Consider the following 17,764-nt stretch of genomic DNA (forward strand, 5'->3'; position numbering starts at 1 on the left):
AACGCGACAATCGTCGCTCTAGTCGCCTCGAAGGAGTCATTCCGGTGCTCGTCCAGCGTGTTCACCCGGCCCCGCGGCCGTCGGCCACACCGATCCACCACGCACGGGAGCACCTGGATGCCCACACAGATCAGCGCACGCGACCTCACGAAGTCCTACGGCGGCCGACGCGTCCTTGACGCCGTCACCTGCGCGTTCCCCACCGGCGGACGCACGGGGATCATCGGCGAGAACGGGTCGGGCAAGACGACCCTGCTGCGCCTCCTCGCCGGTGACGAGCGACCGGACGCGGGCGGCGTCGTCCGCCAGGCGGAGGGCGGCATCGGCTACCTGCCGCAGGACGGACAGCTCGCCCCTGCGCTCACCGTCGCCCAGGTCATCGACGGCGCACTCGGCGAACTCCGCGCCGTCGAACGCCGGATGCGCCGCCTCGAAGCGGCGCTCGGACGCGGCGACGAGACCGGCCTCGCCGAGTACGGCGAGCTGCTGACCGTCTTCGAACTGCGCGGCGGCTACGACGCGGACGCCCGCGTCGAGCGCGCCCTGCACGGCCTCGGCCTGCGCGGACTGTCCCACGACCGCCGCGTCGGCAGCCTCTCCGGCGGCCAGCGCGTCCGGCTCGGACTCGCCGCGCTGCTGTCCGCGGCGCCCGAGGTGCTGCTCCTCGACGAGCCGACCAACCACCTCGACGACAACGCCCTCACCTGGCTCCAGGACCATCTGGTCGCCAGGCGCGGCACCCTCGTGACCGTCTCCCACGACCGCGTCTTCCTCGAACGCGTCGCCGACGGCCTGCTGGAGGTGGACGCCGACCGTGGCACCGTCGTCCGGTACGGGAACGGCTACGCCGGCTACCTGGCCGAGCGCGCCGCGGCCAGGCGGCGCTGGGAGCAGGCGCGGGAGGACTGGGAGGAGGAGCTGGCCGGCCACCGCAGGACCGCCGCCACGACCGCACGCCGCGTCGCCCCCGGCCGCGCCATGAAGGACGGCAACAAGATGGCGTACGACCGGCACGGCGGCCGGGTCCAGCAGTCGGTGGCGAGCCGGGTGCGCAACGCGGAGGAACGTATCCGCAGGCTTCTCGCCGACCCGGTGCCCCCGCCGCCCGAACCGCTCAGGTTCGCCCCGGGCGCGTTCGCCGCGGCGGCCGGGGACGCGCGGCCCGGCACCGTGCTGGACGCGGAGGGCGTCGCAGTTGCCGGACGGCTGGCGCCGGTCGGGCTCGCCCTCGCGCCGGGCGGCAGGTTGCTGGTCACCGGGCCGAACGGGTCGGGCAAGAGCACCCTGCTCGACGTCCTCGCCGGGGTGACCGAGCCCGACGCGGGGTACGTCGCCCGGCGCGGCCGGGTCGCGTACCTGCCGCAGGACCCCCTGCCGGGGCGGCCGGGCGAGACGCTGCTGGCGGCGTTCGCCCACGGGCGGGCGGGCACGCCCGAGGAGCACGCGGCGCGGCTCCTCTCCTACGGTCTGTTCGCGCCTGAGCAGCTCACCGTGCCGGTCGGCGGCCTGTCGGCGGGTCAGCGGCAGCGCCTCGCGCTCGCGCGGCTCCTCGCCGAACCGGCCGACGTGCTGCTGCTGGACGAGCCGACCAACCACCTGTCCCTCGGGCTGGTGGAGGAGCTGGAGACGGCGCTCGACGGCTACGGCGGCGCGCTCGTCGTGGTCAGCCACGACCGGCTGTTGCGGCGGCGCTGGCGCGGCGAGCGGCTGGAGCTGACGCGGCGGGACCAGTACGAGGAGGCACGGTGACGACCCGCGGGGGCCGGAACTCCGGAACGACGCGAACAATCCGAACGACCGCGACGAAAGGACGGCATGTTCACACTCATCCCACTGGGCGACCCGGGCAAGGGGCCCTACGGAATCACGCAGGGTTCCGACGGTGCACTGTGGCTGACCCTGGTGCACAGTGGTGAGATCGCGCGCCTGGGAATCGACGGCCGGGTGGACCGCTATGGGCTCGACGCCCCGGGCAGTCGCCCCACCATGATCGCGCCGGGGCCGGACGGTGCACTGTGGTTCAGCAGGTACGGGGACCACCGCATCGGGCGCATCACGGTCGAGGGGCACGCGTCGTCCTACACCGTTCAGACGCCGGAGAGCGGGCCGTACGGGCTCGTGGCGGGCATGGACGGTGCCGTGTGGTTCACCGAGCTGAACGCGGACCGCATCGGGCGCATCACCGTGGAGGGACAGGTCACGGAACACCCGCTGCCCGTCCAGGGCGCGTACCCCTCGGCCATAGCGCCGGGGCGGGACGGCGCGCTGTGGTTCACCCTCAACCAGGCGGACGCCATCGGGCGTCATGTCCCGGGTGGTGGCACCACCGTGTTCCCCCTGCCCACGCAAGGGGCCGCACCGGTCGGGCTCACGCGTGGCGGGGACGGTGCCATGTGGTTCGTCGAGATCGGCGCAGGGCAGATCGGGCGCATCACTGCGGACGGGGCGGTGACGGAGTACGCGCTGCCCGACCGCGCGGCGCGCCCGCACGCCGTGGTGACCGACCCCGGGGGCGACGGCTGCTGGTTCACGCAGTGGGCGGCGGGCAGCGTCGGCCACGTGGGAGCGGACGGCACGGTGCGGGAGTACGCGCTGCCGTCGGGCACGGCGGAGCCGCACGGCCTGGCGTTCGGCGCGGACGGAGCGCTGTACGTCGCCCTGGAGAGCGGCCAGGTGGCGCGGCTTGACCTTCAAGCGGCCTGAACCCGCACTCTCGTGTCATGGATGCGAGGGACGTGAGTGACGCGGGGGACACGGGCGGCGGGCTGCTGAGCATCGGCGTCTTCGCCCGGCGCGTCGGCCTGACGCCGAGCGCGCTGCGCTTCTACGACGACTGCGGCGTGCTGCGGCCCGCCCGTGTGGACGCGGCGACCGGCTACCGCTGGTACGCGCCGCAGCAGGTGGACCGCGCCGTCACGGTCCGGCGGCTGCGGGCCGCCGGGCTGCCGCTGGTCGATGCGCGGGCGGTGCTGGACGACGGGCCGGACGAGGCACGGCGGGTGCTGACGGAGCACGCGCGACGCACTCGGCGTACGGCCGTCGCGGCGGAGGCGGCGATCGAGGAGGTGCTGCGGGAGCTGCCTGTCGCCGCGCGGCGCGCCGACGCGTGGGTCGGTGCGGCCGAGCTGGCGAGCGCGGTCCGGCAGGTGGCGCCCGCCGCCGCGTCGGGTGAGGCGCGGGCGCGCTTCCCGGTCCTGGGGCACGTGCTGGTCGAGCTGACGGGCCAGGACGTGCGGCTGGTCGCGACCGACCGCTACCGGCTGGCCGTCCGGGTGCTGCACACGGAACGGGTGACGGGCGGGCCGACGCAGGTCCTCGTGCCGCCGGAGGAGCTGGTGTCCGCGGCGGCCTGGGCGCTGCGCCTGCCCGAGGTGAGGATCACGGTCGAGGACGCCTCGGCACGGCTGTCGGGCGAGGGCGTGGACTCCGGGCGCGAGCTGCCGGTGGCGGACGGCGCGTACCCGTCGTACCGGATGGTCCTCGACGGGATGCCACCGGTGACGACCCGGTTGATCCACGACCGCGCGGCGCTGGCCGAGGCGGTGCGGGAGGCGGCGGGACGGGAGGCCGCGTTCGTGCTCGACGACGGCACCGGCGGCCCGGAGCCCACGCGCGTCGTCCGTACCGGGCCGCCCGTGCGGCTCGCGTTCGACCCGTCCGTGCTGCTCGCAGCCCTGGAGGCGGGGGTGGGGCCGGACGTGCTGTTCGAGGTGTCGTCGTCCTACGGCCCCGTCGTGGTGCGCTCGGCCGACCAGGGCACCTTCACCACGCTCGTGATGCCCGTACGCAGCGCACCCGATCCGCCGAGCTGACCCCCGCCCACCCTTGACCCAGAACCCGGGAGAAACGCATGGACCCTCAGAACCCCGTCGTTCGCCTATGCGGCGAAGGAATGCAGGCCGAGGCGCAGGGCCGCGCCGACGACGCCCGCGCCCTGTTCCTTCGCGCGTGGGAAAGCGCAACGGACGACTACGACGCATGCGTCGCCGCGCATTACCTGGCGCGCCATCAGCCGACGCCCGCGGAGACACTGCGCTGGAACCAGGAGTGCCTGCGCCGCGCCGACGCCGTCGGCGACGAACGTGTCAGCGCCTTCTACCCGTCGCTGCACCTCAACCTCGGGCAGGCCCACCGTGACCTCGGGGACACGGCGGCGGCGCGCGAGCACTTCTCGCGCGCCGCCGAGCACATGGGCGACGTCCCTCCCGGGCCGTACGCCGACTGGACCCGCTACGCCATCGCCCAAGGGCTGCGCGACACCGCCCGCGCCCCGGCGGCCCGTGCGGGCGATGAGGCGCTGGCCGGCCTGCTGGCGTCCCTCTGCGCCCGTGCGGACCTGAAGGCCTTGGCCGTGCTCCTGCCCGCGTACGTCGGCGATCTGGGCACGGACGAGGACCGCGCGCGGCTGACCACGGCGCTCCACATGCTCCATGCCGGACGTTCGCTGCCCGGCGAGGAGCAGGCGACGGCCGCCCGCGCACTCGCCGACCTCGCCGATCCCGCCACCTCTGGACGAGTCGCGCGGGCCATGTAAGAATATGCGGCATGTCGAATAGTGATGCGGTGGAGTGGCCTGCCGGATTCCGCGCGTTCACCGCGCACGCGGGCCTGCGGGACCAGGGCGACGACCTCTCGGTGATCGTCTCGGACCTGCCCTCGGTCAGCGCGGCGATGTTCACGCGCAGCCGGTTCGCCGGGCCGTCCGTCGTCCTCAGCAGGCGGCACGCCGCGGGCAGGCGGCTGCGCGCCGTCGTCACCCTGGCGAAGAACGCGAACGTGGCCACGGGCGCCCAGGGCGCGGCGGACGCCGCCGAGGTCGTCGCCCACGTGGCCGACGCGCTCGGCCTCGCGCCGGACGAGGTCCTGATCAGCTCGACGGGCGTCATCGGCCGTCCGCTGCCCATGGACCCGGTCCGTGCCCGGCTGACGGCCGAGTGGGGCCCGTTCGACGCGACGCCGCTGACCGTCGCGCGCGCCATGATGACGACCGACACGCGGCCGAAGACGGCGGAGCGCGCGGTCGGCGGCGCGCGGATCGTCGGCGTCGCGAAGGGCGTCGGGATGATCGAGCCCGACATGGCCACGATGCTCGCCTACCTCGCCACGGACGCCCTGGTCACGCCCGAGCAGCTGGACGCGGCCCTGCGCGCGGCGGTGGACGAGACGTTCAACTCGCTCAGCATCGACACCGACACGTCCACCTCGGACACGGTCGCGATTCTCGCGAACGGCGCGGCGGGCCCGGTCGCGCCTGACGACTTCGCGGCGGCGCTGCGGGCCGTGTGCCTCGACCTGGCGGAGCAGCTGGCGCGCGACGGCGAGGGCGCGTCGAAGCTGCTGCGCGTGACCGTCGAGGGCGCGCGCGACCGGGAGCAGGCCAAGCGGATCGCCAAGAGCGTGGTGAACTCGCCGCTGGTCAAGACCGCGGTCCACGGGGCCGACCCGAACTGGGGCCGCGTCGTGATGGCCATCGGCAAGAACGCGGACGACACCGACATCGACCAGGAGAAGGTCGCCGTGCGGTTCGGCGCGGTCGAGGTCTACCCCGCCGAACAGAGCGACGAGGTGCTGGCCGAGCTGACGCGCGTCATGAGCCAGGACGAGGTGGAGATCGGCGTCACCCTCGGCATCGCGGACGGGCGGGCCACGGTCCTCGGGTGCGACCTGACCGACGGTTACATCCGGATCAACGCCGACTACACGACCTGACCGCCGTGTTCACCGCCTCTGCCCGAGGATTCCGGGGGCGGTGTCCGAGGAAGGCGTTAGGGTCGGGCCATGGAGACGGCGGCCACGGATCGAGCCCCGGCCCGGCTTCGGGCCATGCCGAGCTGGCTTCTCACGCATGTGGCGACGCATGCGGGGCGGCTGGTCGGCGAGGCGTTCGCGGGCATGGGGGCACGGCGGTACCACTACGCGCTGCTGGCGGCGCTGGCGGAGTTCGGCCCGTCGAGTCAGGCGCTGCTGGGGCGGCGGTGCGGCATCGACCGCAGCGACGTCGTCGCCGCCATCAACGAGCTGGCGGGTGACGGGTACGTCGTGCGCGATCCCGACCCGGCCGACCGGCGGCGCAACGTGATCACCATAACCACGGCGGGTGCCCGGCATCTGGCACGCGCGGACGAGGTGCTGGCCCGCGCGCAGGCCGACCTGCTCGCGCCGCTGACGGAACCGGAGCGGACCGAACTCGTCCGGCTGCTCGGTCTGCTCCACGAAGCGGGCGGCGGGGCGGGCGCCGGGGTCGCCCAGTGACGGGGGCCCGCGACGGTTCCGTGCCGTTACTCCGGGACATCGCCCTCGACGCCGCGCGGCGCCACGGCCTGTCCGCCGCGCGCGTGACCCGGTCCCCGGTGCAGGGCGCGGCGGCCACGGTATGGCTGCTCGGGGACGGGCTCGTGCTGAAGATCGCGCACCGCGACCCGGCGCTCGCCGCCGACCTGCGCAAGGAAGCCGTCGTCATCCCGTACGCGGCCGGGCTCGGCGTACGGACGCCCGAGATCGTCGAGTTCGGCGACGACTCGGAGCTGCCGTACCTGCTGCTGCGCCGCGCGCCGGGCGCCGTGCCCGACGGCGGCGAGCCGTCCCCCGCCGTGCACCGCGAACTGGGCGGTCAGCTCGCCCTGCTGCACGGCGCCCGCCCGCTGCCCTCGCTTCCCGGCGTGCCGGTGGACGACGCGGGGGGCGATCCGAGGCCGGGCGTCGAGCGGCTGGCTTCCGAGGGCTATCTGAGCGCGGGCCTGGCCGACTGGCTCGCGGGCTGGTTCGACGACCTCGCGGCGCGGATCCCGGCCGCGCCGCCCGAGCCCGTGCTGATCCACGGGGACGTGTCCGCCCTGAACCTGCTGGTCGGCGGCCCGGACGGCGGCGGCCTGACCGCGCTGATCGACTGGGGCGACGCGGTGGTGACCGATCCCGCCGTCGAGTTCGCCAAGGTGCCGCCGCGCGGTGTGGCCGACGTCCTGGCGGGCTACGGCGTGCGGGCGGACGAGGCGGACGTGTGGTGGGCACGCGTCCTGTGGCACCACCTGAGCTGGGCCGTTCCCCGGCTGGCCGACCCGCCCCGTCCGCAGACGGCGCACTGGAGCGCGCAGCCGGCGAACCGGCTGCTCGAACTCCTCCGGCACTACGCCGGGCTCTTCCCCGGCGCCGGTTCGATGAGGTCCCAGCGGTTGCCGTAGCGGTCGGTGAGGACGGCGACGCGGCCGTACGGCTCGTTGCGTGGCTGCTGTTCGAAGGTCACCCCGGCCTTCTTGAGGCGGCTGTGGTCGGCGTCGAAGTCGTCCGTGTAGAGGAAGAAGCCGACACGGCCGCCGCTCTGGTCGCCGACCCGCGCGGTCTGGCGCTCGCCGTCCGCGCGGGCGAGCAGCAGCCCGGTCTGGGCGTCGGGACCCGGGGCGATGACGACCCAGCGCTTGTTGGGCCTGCCGGGCTCGTGGACGGGCAGGTCCGACCGCAGCTCGAAGCCGAGGATCCCGGTGTAGTAGGCGATGGCCTCGTCGTAGTCGGGGACGAGGAGGGTGATCAGTCCTAGATGGCGCACAGCAGCAGCGTGCCATGCTGGACGGCGTGTACCGGGAACGTGCGGCGCGGCTTGCGGTGCTTGGTGGTGCGAAGGTGTGGGTCAGCGTGCTGCCCCGGGCCAAGCGCGTGCTGCCCGACGGCTGTATGGACCTGCTGTGGGACGGCGCGGGGCTGCGGGTGGCGGGCCCGGACACCCGGGCGTTCGTGACTGGGGGCTCGGGGGAGGGCGCCACCCGTGTGGCGGGCGTACGGCTGGCGCCGGGGGTGGGGCCCGTGGCGTTCGGCGTGCCTGCGGATGAGCTGACGGATCAAGGGGCGGACCTGGACGTGCTGCTGCCGTCGCGCCGGGTGCGTGAACTGGCGGCGCGCGTGGGTGAGGCGGAGGCGGTCGGCGACGCGGACGTCGCGGCGGCGCTCGAATCGGTGGCCGCCGGGCTGCTGGGCGGCTCCGCCGCCCCGCCGGGGGCGTGGCTGGGGACGGCGGTCGCCGCCTTGGACGGGCGGCACGGCGTCGCGGCCACGGCGCGTCTGCTCGGGTGGAGCGAGCGGCAGTTCAGGCGGCGGAGCGTCGCGGCGTTCGGGTACGGGCCGAAGACGCTGGGGCGCGTGCTGCGCCTGCAACGGGCCGTACGGCTGGCCGACGAGCCGGCGGCGGTCGTCGCCGTGCGGGCCGGGTACGCGGACCAGGCGCACATGGCGCGGGAGGTCAGGGACCTGACGGGCGTGCCCTGGACGGAGCTGCGCGCCGGGTTCGGCTGATCCGCCCGTCGGTCGCGCACGGCTCAGCTGGGGCTCGCGACCTGGGGGAGCGGGGCGAAGAGGTCCACGGGGTTGCCGTCCGGGTCCTTGACGATGGCGTAGCGCTGGCCCCAGAAGGCGTCCCAGGGGGCCTTCTCGCCGTCGTACCCGGCGAGGGTGAGTTCGTTCCAGAGCGCGTCCACCTCGCCCGGGCCGTCGCAGAGGAAGGCGAGGCCGATGCGGTGGCCGCCCCGGGGCGGGGTCCAGTCGGGGAGGAACGTGCGGACCGTGTCCGCCGTGTCCCAGGCCAGGCGGTGCCCGCCGGGGAGGGTGATCTCGATGTGCGGGTCCTTCTCGGCGCCTTCGGGGATGTCGAGCCCGAGGCGGCGGTAGAAGGCGAGGGAGGCGGCGAGGTCGTCGGTGATGATGCCGAACAGGTCGAGTCGAGGAGTCATGCCCGCAGGCTACGCAGCCGTCTGACCTGGGGTCTTGAAGGATTCGGCCGTGTCGCCCGGCGTCCTTGTCCGACCGCCGGGCGCCGTTGTCGGACCCCTCGACTACTCTCGGTGAGCATGTGGATCGAGAAGGTGACGCGGGAGGGATCAGCCCGTCGGCTGGAGGACGCGGACGGCCGCGACGAGGGGGGCGAGGTCGGCCTGTTGCTCGGCCTCCTCCAGGGCCTCGCGCAGGGCGGTGTCGTGGGTGGGGCGGGCCGCTTCCAGGAGGCGCAGGCCCTCCGGGGTGATGTCGGTGTAGATGCCGCGCCGGTCGTCGGGGCACAGATAGCGGGTCAGCAGGCCGCGGTCCTCCAGACGGTTCACGAGGCGGGTGGTGGCGCTCTGGCTCAGCACGACCGCGTTGGCCAGTTCGTTCATCCGGAAGTGGCCGCCGTCGCCGTCGTGTTGCTGGCTGAGGACGTTGATCACCGAGTACTCGCGGGTACTCAGCGCGTGCGCGGGCTGGAGGGCGCGTTCGATGTGCGCCTCGATCCGGTTGTGGAGGGTGGACAGGGCGCACCAGCCCTGGGCGAGGGTCGGCTCCGGACGCGTCATGGCCCCTCCAGGTCGTGTGTCCCGCGGCGTGTCCCCAGGATAGCCCACAAGCGAAATAGACGGCGCTTGCATGTAGTGGGCGTGTGCAATTACTGTTCGAGCGGTCGGAAACTGCTCGTGAGGGCGGGCTCGCGTCCGGAGCCGGCTCGTCGTGATCGCACAGAAAGGTGTTCCCGCCATGCCCATCGCACTCCTGGCACTCGCCGTAGGAGCGTTCGGCATCGGCACCACGGAATTCGTGGTGACGGGTCTGCTGCCGGAATTCGAGGCCGAGTTCGACGTCTCCACACCCTTGGCCGGCTTCACGGCCACCGGATACGCGCTCGGTGTCATGGTCGGCGCGCCGGTCATGGCAATAGCGGGGGCCAAGGTGGCGCCTCGGCGGATGCTCATGCTGATGATGGTTCTCTTCACCGTCGGCAACGCGGTGTCGGCCGTCGCCCCCTCCTTCGGGGTGCTGCTCGCGGGGCGCGTGATCGCCTCGCTGGCACACGGCGCGTTCTTCGGCATCGGCTCCGTGGTCGCCGCCCGGCTCGTCGCGCCGGAGAAGCGGGCCGGGGCGATAGCCCTGATGTTCACCGGGCTGACGGTCGCCAACGTCGTGGGCGTCCCGCTCGGTACGCTCCTCGGCCAGCAGGTGAGCTGGCGGCTGACCTTCGCCGCCGTCGCGGTCATCGGGCTCGTCGCCCTGCTCGGCGTCACGACGCTCGTCCCCCGTGACGCGGGCCGTACCGACGCCGCCGCGAGCGGCCGGGCCGGTGGCGCTGCTGGGCTGCGCGGGGAACTCGCCGCCCTGCGCCATCCGCAGGTGCTCCTCGCGATGGCCATGACGGTCCTCGGCTTCGGCGGCGTGTTCGCGGCGATCACCTACATCGCGGAGATGATGACCGAGGGCGCCGGGTACGCCGAGTCCAGCGTCACCTGGCTGCTGATCCTTTTCGGGGTGGGGCTCGTGGTGGGCAACCTCGTCGGAGGCCGCCTCGCGGACCGGGCGCTGATGCCCCTGCTGTACGTGACGCTCGCCGGTCTGGCCGCGCTGCTGGCCCTGTTCACCGTCACGGCGGAGAACAAGGTCGCCGCCGCCGTCACCCTCATGCTCATCGGCGCCTTCGGGTTCGCGACGGTGCCTCCCCTGCAGAAGCGCATCCTGGACAACGCGGCGCACGCGCCCACGCTCGCCTCGGCCCTCAACATCGGCGCGTTCAACCTGGGCAACGCCCTGGCCGCCTGGCTCGGCGGGCTCGTCCTGGCGGCGGGCGCGGGCGTGACGATGCCCAACCTGGTCGGCGCGGGGATGGCTCTCGCCGCACTGGCCCTGGCCTTCGTCGCGGCCGGGCTGGAGCGGCGGACGCCCGTCGCCGGAAGCCGGATCGTCAACGCGTCGGGTCAGGAGCGGATACCCGACGCCGCCGCCCGGCGGCCGGAGAGCGCCCCGCTCCCTGGGAGCGCGTAGGCGCCCTGGCGACGTCCGGCGGCGGGGGCGCCTGAGCGAGCCGATCGCGGGCACCGGACCAACAAGGCGTGTGGGCAAAGGAATCGGGGGTAACGGAGCTTTCGTCACAAACCACGCGAATGACGGAGGCGGACATGGCAGGGCACTACGCGGGCTCCCCGGCCCGTCAGAACAGCAGCGCCATGGCGGTGGCCAGCCTGGTGTGCGGCATCGTCGGCCTTTTCCTCGCCGGTATCCCCCTGGGTGTCCTCGCGATCGTCCTCGGTGCGATGTCGCAGCGGAGAACGCCGACAGGCATGGCGAGGGCGGGCATCATCCTCGGTGTCGTGGACATCGTCCTTGCGGTGATCGCCATCGCCGCGCTGAACTCCGGCGGCTGGTACATCGGCGGCTGACGCCGCTCACGCCGCCGACGTCCGGGGCCCGCACCGTTGTGACGGCGGTGTGGGTCTCGGGTGTGCCGGGGCTTGCGCTGGTCGCGGTGGTTCCGCACCGGCGGGTCGCCGTTCCTGAGCCCTGTTGCAGACTGGCCGGGTGACTCCGATATCTCTGGCCAAGGGTGCCAATGTGCCGGTCGAGGTGGCCTCCGTGCGAGCTGTCCTCAGCTGGGCCGTCGCGCCGGACGCCCCGGACGCGGACGCGTCGGCGCTGCTCCTGACGGCGGACGGCACGGTGCGCGGCGACGACGACTTCGTCTTCTACAACCAGCCCGCGCACCCCTCAGGCGCCGTCAGGCACCTGGGCAAGCACGGCGGCGCGGACACCGTCGAGGTGGATCTCGCACGGTTGGAGCCCGTGGTCGAGCGGGTGGTGCTCGCGGCCTCGGCGGACGGCGGTACGTTCGGCGGGTTCCGTGACCTGCGGCTGCGGCTGCTCGACGCGCGCGGCGGGGAGGAGCTTGCCGTCTTCGAGATGGCGGCGACGACGGAGACCGCGTTCGTCAGCGGCGAGCTGTACCGGCGCGACGGGCGGTGGAAGTTCCGGGCCGTCGGCCAGGGATACGAGAGCGGACTCGCCGGTCTCGCCACCGATTTCGGGATCAGCGTGGACGACGGGCCTGCAGCCGGGGACGGTGTGCCGCCCGCGCCCGGGCCCGGCGCGGTGGACACCGCCGCCCGTCCCGGCACGGCCGAGGCCGTGGAACACCTGCCGGTGGACATGCGGAAGCGGCTCGACCTGCGCCAGGAGCAGATCACCGTCAGCCTCGCCAAGCGCGGCGCCGCCGGGGTCAGGGCGCGCGTGGTCCTCGTCCTGGACGCGTCCGGGTCGATGGCCCGCCTCTACACCGACCGGGTCGTCCACGACGTCGTGGAACGGATGGCCGCCGTCGCCGCGACGCTCGACGACGACGGGGGCATGCAGGCGTGGACCTTCGCCAGCAAGCCGGCCAGGCTCCCCGACCTGCGCCTCGCCGACCTGCCCGAATGGCTCGAACTCCACGTTCGCGGGACGAACTTCACCGCACCTGGGCGCAAGAAGGCCAAGGCGGCCGAGCTGCGCTCCGGCCAGGTGGACATGGGCCGCATCGGCTTCGGCAACGAGGAGCAGCTCGTCATCCGGGAGGTCAGGAACTACGTCAAGGGGGCGCCCCGTCCGGAGCCCACCCTCGTCCTCTTCTTCTCCGACGGCGGCGTCTACCGCGACAACCTGATCGAGAAGGAACTGCGGGCCGCCGCGTCACAGCCGGTCTTCTGGCAGTTCGTCGGCCTCGGATCGGCGGGCTTCGGCATGCTGGAACGCTTCGACACGCTCCCCGACCGGGCCATCGACAACGTCGGCTTCTTCTCCGTGGCCGACATCGCGAAGGTGCCGGACGAGGAACTGTACGAACGGCTGTTGTCCGAGTTCCCCGCGTGGCTGGCCGAGGCCCGCCGCATCGGCGTCCTCACCAGCTGAGCCCCGCGGCCGGGACCTCCGAGACGGCCGACGCCGGTGCGGCGGGGATGCCCCACCGTTCGGCCGCGACGGCGGACGCCGCCTCGGCCTGCGCCGTGGCCGAGGGGCCCCAGCCGAGCAGCGCGGCGGCCTGGGCCGGTGTCGCCAGCAGCCGGGGGCGGGTGTGCCCGGTCGCCTGATCGGGCGCCGCCGCCCCGATGCCGAGGACGCGCGCGGCCATGCGGACGCGGGCGCAGGGCCCGAGCCCGTGATGCGCGCCCGTGACGTCGCGCACGTGGCCGAGCACCCGGGGATCGGCGATCGTGGCCGCCGCTCCCTCGGCCGCCGTGCGGACGAGCGCGGCACCGGGGTCCCCGCCGTCGCACCGGTCGAGGGGGCCACCGGGCAGGACGACGAGGCGTTCGGCGGGATCGACCGTGAGGAGGACGCGTCCGTCCGGTGCGAACAGCCAGCCGGACGACGCGACATGCGGCAGCGCGGTCGGCAGCTCGGCCCCCGGACGCCAGGGCCACGCGGCGCACGCGCGCGGGCGGCTGAGGACGGCGTGCCGTTCCAGCGCGGGGAGCGGGCCGATGTGCCGTCCGTCCTGGAGATAGACGGGGCCCGGCTGCCCCCAGCGGGCCCGCAGCGCGGCGAGGAGCCTGCGCCCCTCGGCCCGCGCCATGCGCGTGGCCGCCTCCCCGGCGGGCAGGAAGCGCGCGCCGGCCAGTTCGTCGGCGGGCAGCCGCAGCCGTCCCGCCGTCTCCTCGGGAACGGTGCCGCCGTCGAACACGATGTGGATGTCGCCGGGGAACGGGAGGTCGTCCGGGATGCCCTCGATCGCCGGGCTGACATGGTCCACCGCGAGGACACGCCCCGGCTCCAGACCGAGCCCCGTCTCCTCGGCGATCTCGCGGCGGCAGCCCTCGGCCGGTGTCTCACCTGCCTCGATGCCGCCGCCCGGCAGCAGCAGGGTGTCGCGGTAGGTCGGCTCGACGACGAGGACGCGGCCGAACGGGTCGGTGATCACGGCGGTCGCGCTGAGCCACACGGTGTGCCGGGACGCCGCGTACTCGGCGTTCGACATGGTGGGCTGCCGTGGCAGCTGCACGGGTCGGGCGGCGGTGTGTGTGGCTCGATGCATGTGTCACCTTCAACGGGAGCGGAAACAGGCCCGGTTCAGGGCTAACGCTCCGTTTCGCCGGGAGGACACGGCCGGGCGGCCGGACGCGGGGGCGGCCCGGCGTGCGGGCGGGTCAGGCGCCGTCCGTGTGGCGTGCCCCGCGCCGTGGCGTGTCCTTCCCGGCGTCCTTGCCGCCGCCGACCGGCGTGCCGGTCAGCGCGGTGCGGAAGAGCCGGGCTGCCTCGGGGTTGTCGCCGCAGAGCCAGACGCCGTGCGGGCAGTAGTCGCTGATCGTGTGGTAGAGCGGCCGGTGCTCGGCGATCCAGGCGAGCATGCCCCGCATGTAGGCGGTGTTGTCGCCGTTCCTGAAGAGCCCCCACTCGGGGAACGAGATCGGCTTCCCGTGCTCGGCGGCGAACGCGGCGTGGAAGCGCAGCCCGTACGGCTGCTCGACGTGATCCTCGAAACTGTCGCCCGGCGGCTGGTCGTACGCGTCGAGGCCGATGACGTCCACCACGTCGTCGCCCGGGTAGCAGCGGTCCCACGGGATCGCGTCGCGTCCCCGGCTCGGGGCGAAGTCGAACCGGAACCGCTGACCTGCCACGTCCCGCATCGTGGTGACGATCCGCCGCCAGTACGCGCGCCAGGCGGCCGGGTCGGGAGCGCAGCGGTGCGTGTACGTCGTGCCGTTCATCTCCCAGCCGAGGACGAGCACGGTGTCGGCGAGGCCGAGGGCGACGAGGCGTTCGGCCAGGGTGCGGAAGTGCCGGTCGAAGCGGCCGTCGGCCCCGGCGGTGAGGAGGCGGGCCACCTCGGCGTCCTGGAGGTGGGACTCGCTCCGGTCGAGCATCGGGACATTGAGAACGAACATTCGTTCTTTTTGCGCGCCGCGCCACTCGGCACACGGTGCGAGGAACTCCTCGCGCCCCTCGATGTTCGACCACAGGTCGCCCGGGAGATAGGTGTGACCCACCGTCGCCCCGGTCCCGCCGAGCCACTTCTCCCAGGCGGCGAGGTGCCGGACGCCCTCGGGCCCCGAGCCGAGGAACGCGCCGAACGGAGCGGTCCTTCCCACGGTTCCGCCGTCCCCGCCCCGGCTCTCCCCGCCTCCCCCGGCGGCGGCGGTCGCGGGCGCCGCCTGGGCGAGGAGCAGACCTGCCGCCACGGCGCCGAGCGCAATCCGGTGACGCATGGCCGCACTCCTCCTCGTGGCCGACCGCCAGGCTTTTGATCCGATGGACACACCATCCCTTCACTAGGCCGCCGGAAGGCTTTCCGCCGCACCGATCGCGGACTCGTCCGCCCACACGGCCTACCGGCGCGCACGGCGTTGAAAGATTCGGCCCATGCGACCCCTCGACTCCCGGGTTCCGGCGCTCCTCCTGCGCCTCGACCGCAACCCGTTCCACCACGGGGCGCTCGGCGTGGTCAGGTCCCTCGGCCGCGCGGGGGTCGAGGTGCACGCGTTCGTCGAACCGGGGGGCGCGCCCCTCGCCCGCTCCCGCTACCTCGCCGCCTCCCACCACTTCGCCGGTGACCCCACGGCCCCCGAGGACGTCGCCGCCGCCCTCCGCGCCGCCGCGCGCCGCATCGGACGCCCCGCCGTCCTCGTCCCGCTGGACGACGTCGGCGCCCTCGCCGTCGCCCGCCTCGCCCCCGAGCTGCGCGAATCGTTCCTGCTGCCGGACGTGCCGCCCGCCGTGGTCGAGCAGGCCGCGGACAAGGTGCGGCTCGCCGCGCTCTGCGGGCGCCTCGGCATCCCGCATCCGCGCACCGTCGTGCCCGAGAGCCCGGCCGCCGCCGTCGCCGCCGTCACCGCCCTGGGGCTTCCCGTCGTGGCCAAGTGGAGCCGCCCCTGGCTCCTGCCGCCCGGTTCAGGACTGCGGAGCACCACCGTCGTCAGCACGGCCGCGGAGGCGCGGCGTCTGTACGAGCAGTCGCCGTACGCGGGCAGCAGGCTGATCCTGCAACGGATGCTGCGCGGCGGGCCCCGCGCGGACTGGTTCTTCCACGGCTGCTTCGCGGCGGACGGCACCTGCCTGCTCGGCGGCACGGGCCGCAAGGAGCTCTCCTGGCCGCGCGCCGCCGGACTGACGGCGGTCGGGAGCTGGGTGCCCAACCGCGCGGTGACCGACGTCGCCCTGCGGCTGGCCGCCCGCGTCGGGTTCCGCGGGGTGCTCGACCTGGACTTCCGCCGTGACCCTGACACCGGGTCGTACCACCTGCTGGACTTCAACCCACGGCCAGGCGCGCAGTTCCGGCTGTTCGAGGACCGCTCGGGACTCGATGTCGTGCGGGCGCTGCACCTGGAGCTGACGGGACGGCGGCCCGTGCCGCCCGCGCCCGCCAGGCCCGCCGGGGGGCGGCGGACGTTCGTCGTGGAGAGCTACGGGCTGCTGGCGTCCCTGTCCGGCCTGCCCGGGCGGCGCGCGGCCGGGCGCGGCGGGGGGCGGGGCGAGGTGGAGTGGGCGTGGTTCGCGGCGGACGACCCGGCGCCCTTCCTCGCCGCCACCGGGGCCTGGGCACGCCGCCTGGTCCGGTGGCCTGAGCGGGCGCCCGCCGTCCGGGAGCGCGGCTCGTCCGAGGCGCGGAACCCCTCGGCGGGCCGTTCGCGAGCCCTTCCACATGTCGGTGACCAGCCCGGAACCAGTCGGGACGAACAAAGAGAGATGACCCCTGATGCATGACCTCGTTGTGGTGGGTGCCGGGCCCTACGGGCTGTCCATCGCCGCCCATGCCGCCGCCGCCGGACTCGACCTGCGGGTCATCGGGCGTCCGATGGCGTCCTGGCGCGACCACATGCCGGACGGCATGTATCTGAAGTCGGAGCCGTGGGCGTCGAACCTGTCCTCGCCCGGCACCGCGGACACCCTGGCCGCCTACGCGGCGGCGCACGGCCTGCGGGCGGAGCACGGGAGGCCGCTGCCGATCGGGGCGTTCACCCGGTACGGGCTGTGGTTCGCCGAGCGGCTGCCGGTGCCCGTGGAGGAACGTGTCGTCACGGCGGTGCTGCCCCACGGCGCGGGGTTCCGGGTCGAGACGGCGGACGGCGAGACGATGCTGACGCGCAACGTCGCCCTGGCCATCGGCGTCATGCCGTTCGTCAACCTGCCGGGGGCGCTGCGGGAGCTGCCCGTCGGGCTGGCGTCGCACAGCAGCGACCACCAGGACCTCGGGCGCTTCCGGGGGCGTGACGTCGTCGTGCTGGGGGCGGGGCAGGCGGCGCTGGAGACGGCGGCGCTCTTGGCGGAGGGGGGCGCGCGGCCGGTGGTCGTGGCGCGTGCGGGCGCCGTGCGGTGGAACACGCTGCCGGTCCCGCTGCGGAGGAGCGCGTTGGCGAAGCTGCGTGCGCCGCACAGCGGTCTCGGGATCGGCTGGTCCAGCTGGGCGTGGTCGTGTCTGCCGGGTGGGGTGCGGCTGTTGCCCGCGGGGGTGCGGACGCACATCGCGGACACGGCGTTGGGCCCGGCGGGGGCGTGGTGGTTGCGGGAGCGGGTCGAGGAGGTCGTCCCGGTGCGGCTCGGGCTGCGCGTGGTGCGGGCGGTCGGGTCGGACGTGGGGGTGCGGCTCGATCTGGCGGCGGCGTCCGGGCCGGGGGTGCGGGAGTCGGCCGAGGCGGACCACGTCGTGGCGGCCACCGGCTTCGAGCCGGACCTGCGGCGCCTGCGGTTGCTCGACGCCGGGCTGCGGGAGGAACTGCGGACGGTGCGCGGGACGTGGGCGCCCGACCTCGACGCCGGGTTCGAGTCGTCGCGGCCAGGTCTCTTCTTCGCCGGGCTGCTGACGGCGCCCGTGTTCGGCCCGTCCATGCGGTTCGTCCACGGGGCGACGTACACGGCGGCCCGGCTGGTCGCCGGGGTGCGGCGGCGGATGGACGCCGGGACGCGTACGCGGACGCCGCGGGTACCGCAGCCGTCGTGGCAGCCGGGGAAAACGGACGCTCGTTTTGCGGCTGCGCGTGAGGAGGACGTGGTCGGCGGCGCCGAGCACCGCGCGTAGGGA

The 17,764-nt window shown here is 74.3% G+C and carries 18 protein-coding genes; 13 read left to right on the plus strand and 5 right to left on the minus strand.

Annotation, left to right across the window (positions count from 1 at the left end; genetic code table 11):
• Positions 1-117 precede the first annotated feature (117 nt).
• The 7 genes from IF27_RS02335 (at position 118) to IF27_RS02365 (ending at position 7,178) form a co-directional block, all read left to right on the plus strand.
• Positions 118-1,749, plus strand: a complete 1,632-nt coding sequence (locus IF27_RS02335) for an ABC-F family ATP-binding cassette domain-containing protein (RefSeq protein WP_052847518.1) — start codon at positions 118-120, stop codon at positions 1,747-1,749.
• Positions 1,750-1,815: 66 nt separating this feature from the next.
• A complete protein-coding gene (locus tag IF27_RS02340) occupies positions 1,816-2,703 on the plus strand; it encodes a Vgb family protein (protein WP_052847519.1) in 888 nt (295 codons plus the stop codon).
• Positions 2,704-2,735: 32 nt separating this feature from the next.
• Positions 2,736-3,812: a DNA polymerase III subunit beta family protein gene (locus IF27_RS02345; RefSeq protein ID WP_223290879.1), complete on the plus strand. Its 1,077-nt coding sequence runs from the start codon at positions 2,736-2,738 to the stop codon at positions 3,810-3,812.
• Positions 3,813-3,850: 38 nt separating this feature from the next.
• Positions 3,851-4,534, plus strand: coding sequence for a hypothetical protein (locus IF27_RS02350; protein WP_052847521.1), 684 nt, complete (start codon positions 3,851-3,853; stop codon positions 4,532-4,534).
• 11 nt (positions 4,535-4,545) lie between these two features.
• Complete coding sequence (gene argJ, locus IF27_RS02355; RefSeq protein WP_052847522.1) at positions 4,546-5,709, plus strand: bifunctional glutamate N-acetyltransferase/amino-acid acetyltransferase ArgJ; 1,164 nt, start codon at positions 4,546-4,548, stop codon at positions 5,707-5,709.
• 114 nt (positions 5,710-5,823) lie between these two features.
• Positions 5,824-6,252, plus strand: coding sequence for a MarR family winged helix-turn-helix transcriptional regulator (locus tag IF27_RS02360; protein WP_223290880.1), 429 nt, complete (start codon positions 5,824-5,826; stop codon positions 6,250-6,252).
• Positions 6,253-6,272: 20 nt separating this feature from the next.
• Entirely contained in the window at positions 6,273-7,178 is a 906-nt protein-coding gene (locus IF27_RS02365; protein ID WP_190232769.1) for a phosphotransferase family protein, read from the plus strand.
• Here the strand turns inward: IF27_RS02365 and IF27_RS02370 are convergent.
• Complete coding sequence (locus IF27_RS02370; protein ID WP_052847525.1) at positions 7,124-7,540, minus strand: VOC family protein; 417 nt, start codon at positions 7,538-7,540, stop codon at positions 7,124-7,126. The two genes, IF27_RS02365 and IF27_RS02370, sit on opposite strands and share 55 nt — an antisense overlap.
• Before the next feature lie 26 nt (positions 7,541-7,566).
• Between IF27_RS02370 and IF27_RS02375 the strand changes: the two genes are divergently transcribed.
• Entirely contained in the window at positions 7,567-8,280 is a 714-nt protein-coding gene (locus tag IF27_RS02375; protein WP_052847905.1) for a helix-turn-helix domain-containing protein, read from the plus strand.
• A gap of 23 nt (positions 8,281-8,303) precedes the next feature.
• Here the strand turns inward: IF27_RS02375 and IF27_RS02380 are convergent, their stop codons facing one another.
• Both IF27_RS02380 and IF27_RS02385 read right to left on the minus strand, forming a co-directional pair.
• A complete protein-coding gene (locus IF27_RS02380; protein ID WP_052847526.1) occupies positions 8,304-8,714 on the minus strand; it encodes a VOC family protein in 411 nt (136 codons plus the stop codon).
• 147 nt (positions 8,715-8,861) lie between these two features.
• Positions 8,862-9,311 carry a MarR family winged helix-turn-helix transcriptional regulator gene (locus IF27_RS02385; RefSeq protein WP_052847527.1) on the minus strand — a complete coding sequence of 150 codons (450 nt, stop codon included), beginning with the start codon at positions 9,309-9,311 and terminating at the stop codon, positions 8,862-8,864.
• Between the two features lie 178 nt (positions 9,312-9,489).
• On the opposite strand from IF27_RS02385, the gene IF27_RS02390 reads away from it, so the two are divergent.
• The 3 genes from IF27_RS02390 (at position 9,490) to IF27_RS02400 (ending at position 12,660) form a co-directional block, all read left to right on the plus strand.
• Positions 9,490-10,764, plus strand: coding sequence for an MFS transporter (locus IF27_RS02390; RefSeq protein WP_052847528.1), 1,275 nt, complete (start codon positions 9,490-9,492; stop codon positions 10,762-10,764).
• Positions 10,765-10,898: 134 nt separating this feature from the next.
• Positions 10,899-11,159: a DUF4190 domain-containing protein gene (locus IF27_RS02395; protein ID WP_052847906.1), complete on the plus strand. Its 261-nt coding sequence runs from the start codon at positions 10,899-10,901 to the stop codon at positions 11,157-11,159.
• 139 nt (positions 11,160-11,298) lie between these two features.
• The gene (locus IF27_RS02400; protein WP_223290881.1) at positions 11,299-12,660 is read left to right on the plus strand and encodes a VWA domain-containing protein; all 1,362 of its coding nucleotides are present in this window, start codon (positions 11,299-11,301) and stop codon (positions 12,658-12,660) included.
• On the opposite strand, the gene IF27_RS02405 is transcribed toward IF27_RS02400, so the two are convergent.
• Positions 12,650-13,783, minus strand: a complete 1,134-nt coding sequence (locus IF27_RS02405) for an NUDIX domain-containing protein (RefSeq protein ID WP_052847529.1) — start codon at positions 13,781-13,783, stop codon at positions 12,650-12,652. The genes IF27_RS02400 and IF27_RS02405 overlap by 11 nt on opposite strands.
• A 112-nt stretch (positions 13,784-13,895) precedes the next feature.
• On the minus strand, positions 13,896-14,954 hold the full coding sequence (locus IF27_RS02410) for a glycoside hydrolase family 26 protein (RefSeq protein WP_110945449.1): 1,059 nt from the start codon (positions 14,952-14,954) through the stop codon (positions 13,896-13,898).
• Between the two features lie 154 nt (positions 14,955-15,108).
• Between IF27_RS02410 and IF27_RS02415 the strand changes: the two genes are divergently transcribed.
• Together IF27_RS02415 and IF27_RS02420 are read left to right on the plus strand one after the other, a co-directional pair.
• Positions 15,109-16,449, plus strand: coding sequence for a carboxylate--amine ligase (locus IF27_RS02415; protein ID WP_190232770.1), 1,341 nt, complete (start codon positions 15,109-15,111; stop codon positions 16,447-16,449).
• Complete coding sequence (locus tag IF27_RS02420; protein ID WP_110945450.1) at positions 16,442-17,761, plus strand: NAD(P)-binding domain-containing protein; 1,320 nt, start codon at positions 16,442-16,444, stop codon at positions 17,759-17,761. Before IF27_RS02415 ends, IF27_RS02420 begins: the two co-directional genes overlap by 8 nt.
• Positions 17,762-17,764 lie beyond the last annotated feature (3 nt).

The sequence above is a fragment of the Streptomyces avicenniae genome (assembly GCF_000719135.1).
GTDB classification, from domain to species: Bacteria; Actinomycetota; Actinomycetes; order Streptomycetales; family Streptomycetaceae; genus Streptomyces; species Streptomyces avicenniae.

Coding starts and splice junctions, on each gene's coding strand:
- IF27_RS02405 (WP_052847529.1), bottom strand. CDS start 13,783: ATGCATCGAGCCACACACACCGCCGCCCGACCCGTGCAGCTGCCACGG.
- IF27_RS02340 (WP_052847519.1), top strand. CDS start 1,816: ATGTTCACACTCATCCCACTGGGCGACCCGGGCAAGGGGCCCTACGGA.
- IF27_RS02385 (WP_052847527.1), bottom strand. CDS start 9,311: ATGACGCGTCCGGAGCCGACCCTCGCCCAGGGCTGGTGCGCCCTGTCC.
- IF27_RS02415 (WP_190232770.1), top strand. CDS start 15,109: ATGCGACCCCTCGACTCCCGGGTTCCGGCGCTCCTCCTGCGCCTCGAC.
- IF27_RS02360 (WP_223290880.1), top strand. CDS start 5,824: ATGCCGAGCTGGCTTCTCACGCATGTGGCGACGCATGCGGGGCGGCTG.
- IF27_RS02335 (WP_052847518.1), top strand. CDS start 118: ATGCCCACACAGATCAGCGCACGCGACCTCACGAAGTCCTACGGCGGC.
- IF27_RS02350 (WP_052847521.1), top strand. CDS start 3,851: ATGGACCCTCAGAACCCCGTCGTTCGCCTATGCGGCGAAGGAATGCAG.
- argJ (WP_052847522.1), top strand. CDS start 4,546: ATGTCGAATAGTGATGCGGTGGAGTGGCCTGCCGGATTCCGCGCGTTC.
- IF27_RS02395 (WP_052847906.1), top strand. CDS start 10,899: ATGGCAGGGCACTACGCGGGCTCCCCGGCCCGTCAGAACAGCAGCGCC.
- IF27_RS02390 (WP_052847528.1), top strand. CDS start 9,490: ATGCCCATCGCACTCCTGGCACTCGCCGTAGGAGCGTTCGGCATCGGC.
- IF27_RS02410 (WP_110945449.1), bottom strand. CDS start 14,954: ATGCGTCACCGGATTGCGCTCGGCGCCGTGGCGGCAGGTCTGCTCCTC.
- IF27_RS02420 (WP_110945450.1), top strand. CDS start 16,442: ATGCATGACCTCGTTGTGGTGGGTGCCGGGCCCTACGGGCTGTCCATC.
- IF27_RS02380 (WP_052847526.1), bottom strand. CDS start 8,714: ATGACTCCTCGACTCGACCTGTTCGGCATCATCACCGACGACCTCGCC.